This window comes from Thermococcus sp. 101 C5 (assembly GCF_009372125.1).
GTDB classification, from domain to species: Archaea; Methanobacteriota_B; Thermococci; order Thermococcales; family Thermococcaceae; genus Thermococcus_A; species Thermococcus_A bergensis.
In genome coordinates, this window is the sequence record NZ_WHIZ01000103.1 from 1 (window position 1) to 3,530 (window position 3,530).

At 46.0% G+C, this 3,530-nt stretch carries 4 protein-coding genes and 1 pseudogene; 4 read left to right on the top strand and 1 reads right to left on the bottom strand.

Annotated elements, in window-relative coordinates; all coding sequences use genetic code 11:
* The 3 genes and pseudogenes from GBV73_RS10730 to GBV73_RS10740 all read left to right on the top strand — a co-directional run.
* A pseudogene (locus GBV73_RS10730) lies at positions 1-281 on the top strand (IS6 family transposase); the annotation flags it as partial.
* A 59-nt stretch (positions 282-340) separates the two neighbouring features.
* Positions 341-604, top strand: a complete 264-nt coding sequence (locus tag GBV73_RS10735; RefSeq protein WP_042697957.1) for a 50S ribosomal protein L35ae — start codon at positions 341-343, stop codon at positions 602-604.
* A 31-nt stretch (positions 605-635) separates the two neighbouring features.
* A complete protein-coding gene (locus GBV73_RS10740; RefSeq protein WP_042697953.1) occupies positions 636-1,772 on the top strand; it encodes a tRNA (guanine(10)-N(2))-dimethyltransferase in 1,137 nt (378 codons plus the stop codon).
* Here the strand turns inward: GBV73_RS10740 and GBV73_RS10745 are convergent, their stop codons facing one another.
* Complete coding sequence (locus GBV73_RS10745) at positions 1,773-3,137, bottom strand: MATE family efflux transporter (protein ID WP_152881281.1); 1,365 nt, start codon at positions 3,135-3,137, stop codon at positions 1,773-1,775.
* Positions 3,138-3,222: 85 nt separating this feature from the next.
* Between GBV73_RS10745 and GBV73_RS10750 the strand changes: the two genes are divergently transcribed.
* The coding region (locus GBV73_RS10750; RefSeq protein WP_152878644.1) for a hypothetical protein at positions 3,223-3,530 on the top strand (308 nt) is incomplete at its 3' end.

The window sequence follows — 3,530 nt, forward strand, 5'->3', positions numbered from 1 at the left end:
ACAAAGGGCCGTGGTATAAATCAGCGTTTAAATCTCTCGGGCTGGATTATCTGCATGTGACTTTCGGGCCGAGGAACAGTGTTGAGCGCTGGTTTAGGACGTTGAAGGAGAGGACGAAGCGTTTCTGGAATAATTTCAGGGGTAAAGACTGGAGGAGGGTTCATAGGTTTGTTTTTCTGTTTGCCTTCTGGTATAATTTTGTCAGAATTCATTCTAGTTTTGGTGATCCGCCTGGTGATGTTACTGAATGGCTTCAGGAGGTGATACCCCAGTTATCCTGACAGTATCGTCTTCAGCAACATAAAAGTTTAAAAATAAGGTTCCATAGTGATTTCCGGTGATGATAATGAAGGGTATCGTATTGAGCTACATGAGGAGTAAAGAGCACCAGCACACCAACCACATGATTATCAAACCCCTCGGTATCGACAGCAAAGAACAGGCATCAGGACTCATAGGAAAGAAGGTAATATGGAAGAGCCCAAGCGGAAAGCTCCTTGTTGGTAAGATTACAAGAACCCACGGTACAAGAGGAGAGGTAAAGGCAAGGTTCGAAAAGCCCTTGCCCGGTCAGGCTTTGGGAGACTACGTCGAGATAAAGTGAACTCCTTTTCCTCTTTTTTGGAGGCAACTTGATGGAGCTTACCAAAATTAAGGAAGGAAAGGCTGAGATTCTTGTGCCTAAGGCAGAGCGTATTTACGACGCTCCCGTATTTTACAATCCGGTTATGGCATTTAACAGAGACCTGAGCGTTCTTTTTTTGAATGTTGTAAAGGCAAAAACGGTTTTGGACGCTTTATCCGCCACCGGAATTAGAGGAATAAGGTACGCCCTAGAAACTGATGCCAAAGAAATCTGGCTCAACGATATAAATCCCGAGGCTTTCAAGCTGATAATTGAAAATCTAAAGCTCAATTTTGAAGGAGAAGCAGACGTCAGTGAGAATTCTGCAATCTTAAAGGCCAAAAAGACATTAGTGGCCACGAACAAAGATGCAAACCTTTTGATGGCCGAAAAGTTCAGGTACTTTGACTTTATAGACCTCGACCCCTTTGGTTCCCCAATGGAGTTCCTCGATTCTTCCCTTAGGAGTGTGAAAAGAAAAGGCGTCCTTGCACTGACAGCAACAGACACCGCTCCCCTCTGTGGAGCCCATTTCAAAGCCTGCCTGAGAAAGTACAATGCAAAGCCGATAAGAGGAGAGCTGTGCCACGAAAGCGGTTTGAGAATTCTAATTGGAACTGTAGTTAGATACGGGGCAAAATACGACCTCGGTGTTGAGGTGCTCTTTGCCTACTATAAAGACCACTACTTCAGGGCGTTTTTAAGGCTAAAAGACGGTGCAAAAGAGGGTGATAAAGCACTCGGAAACCTTGGATACCTTTACTTCGATGCTAAAACTGGGAGGTTTGAAGTTGAGAAGGCTTTCCTGCCAAGCAGGCCGGATGCCTTTGGGCCGCTGTGGCTTGGTCCGCTCAAGAATCAGGAAGTTGTGGAAAAAATGAACGCCGAGAATAAAAGCGAACTGGCTGAGAAAAAGAAAGTTTCCAAGTTCTTGGATGTTATCGTCGAGGAGCTCGATATCCCGTTCTTCTACGACATCCATGCCCTAGCAAGGAGGAACTCCCTTGAGGTGAGAAAACTTTCAGACATAGCGGCTCTGCTCCAGGAAAAGGGGTACAAAGTTAGCAGAACACACTTCTCACCAACGGCAATAAAAACCGACGCTCCTTTTGAAGAGGTTCTGGAGGCATTAAAAGCCCTCCAGTAGCTAAACCTTTATGTACTTCCATTTTCCCCTCTTGAATATCCACCAGAAGAAGAGCGCCGTGGTGAATGTCTCCAGAGTCATCGCAAGCCACGCGGCAATAACCCCCATCCCCTTAACGTGAATTGGGCCGAGGGAAATTCCAAAGCCCAGAATGTAGGAGGGTATTATTCTGAACAAAAGCTTGCTTATTGCCGTTACATACATGGGGCTCTTTGTGTCTCCAGCACCTCTGAGGGCACCGCTGAGAACAAAGATCCAGCCAAGCGGAATCTCGCTTATTCCCACGATTATGAGATAAATACTCGCGAGCCTAAGAACTTCGGCATAGTTCGGATCACTCTTTGTGACAAACGGCATGACAAGGTATCTGGGGAAAACGATCAAAATTATCGCCATAACCCCCATAAACACAGAGACCATTTTTAGGGCTTCGTAAACCACCTTTTCGGCCTTTTCTGGCTTTCCTTCTCCAAGGCTCTGACCAACTAGGGCAGACACAGCAACGTTAAACCCAAAGGCAGGCATATAAGCAATGCTCTCCACCCTAAGTCCAACCTGGTGGGCCGCAAGTGCTATCGTGCCGAATCTTGTAACAATACTGATGTAAAGGAAGTTGTAAAAGCTGAATATTGCTCTCTCAACTGTTGCAGGGATTCCTATCCTCAAGATCCTCTTTGTTATCTCAATGTCGAGTCTAAATGACGGCCTGAACTTCAAAATAAGGGAACCCCTTAGGAAGAGGACAAACCCAACTATAAATGCCAAAAGAAGCGACAACCCCGAAGCCAACGCCGCTCCAACCACCTCAAGCCTCGGAAAACCAAAGTGTCCAAATATCAAACAGTAGTTCAAGAAAACGTTTGCCCCATTGGTGAGAAGGCTCAGCTTCATCGGGGTCTTTGTGTCCCCGGCCCCTCTAAGAGCGCTGAACGCAGCAAAGGCCATAAAATTCACGGGATAAAACAGGAAAAAGACGCGTATGTATGAATACCCAAGCTCTACGACCTCTTCACTCGCACCCATTATTCTCAGCGCGTCGTCTCCGAAAAAGAGCCCTAACAGCATTACCGGGATGCTTATTAAAAATGATAGGTATACACTCTGCTCAAGAACTCTCTCAGCAGTCTCAAAATCCTTGGCTCCCACAAATCTCGCAACGAGTGCAAGAGTCCCGGTGGAGACTGCAAACATAATGGGCATCATAAACCAGGAAAACTGTCCGCCAAGTCCAACGCTTGCTATAGCTAGAGAACCAAGCTGCCCGACCATTATCATGTCCACTAGGTTTACCAGGGTCTGGCCTATATTAGCTATGATGGCCGGCCACGCCAGTGCCCACAGCTTTTTTCTTAGCTCGCCGTCCATAGGCTCTCACTTAGATTGCTGTCTTAACGGTCAGAGACAGAAGAAAAAACATCACAGAGTTAAAAATCTTTTGCTAAAAGGGGGCGTGTTTATAGTAACCTTTATTAGGGTTTTTGCTGAATTCTTTCAGGTGGTTGTCGTGATCCCCAGATGGGATCACAGACTCAAAGACCCTGAAAGCGTGGCATTCGCAATTCTTGACGTTTTAGCAGACTTCGAATCAGAAGGAAAGCTGAAGAACCTGCCAAAATCCAAAAAATTTCCAGTAAAAACAATACTGGCAATACTCCTCTTTAAACAATACTACAACCTACCTCTCAGAGACGCCCAGCACTACGGCAGAAAATTCTTCGGAGCAAACATTCACTACTCAACCCTCCACAACTGGGAGAA

Coding starts and splice junctions, on each gene's coding strand:
- GBV73_RS10735 (WP_042697957.1), top strand. CDS start 341: ATGATAATGAAGGGTATCGTATTGAGCTACATGAGGAGTAAAGAGCAC.
- GBV73_RS10740 (WP_042697953.1), top strand. CDS start 636: ATGGAGCTTACCAAAATTAAGGAAGGAAAGGCTGAGATTCTTGTGCCT.
- GBV73_RS10745 (WP_152881281.1), bottom strand. CDS start 3,137: ATGGACGGCGAGCTAAGAAAAAAGCTGTGGGCACTGGCGTGGCCGGCC.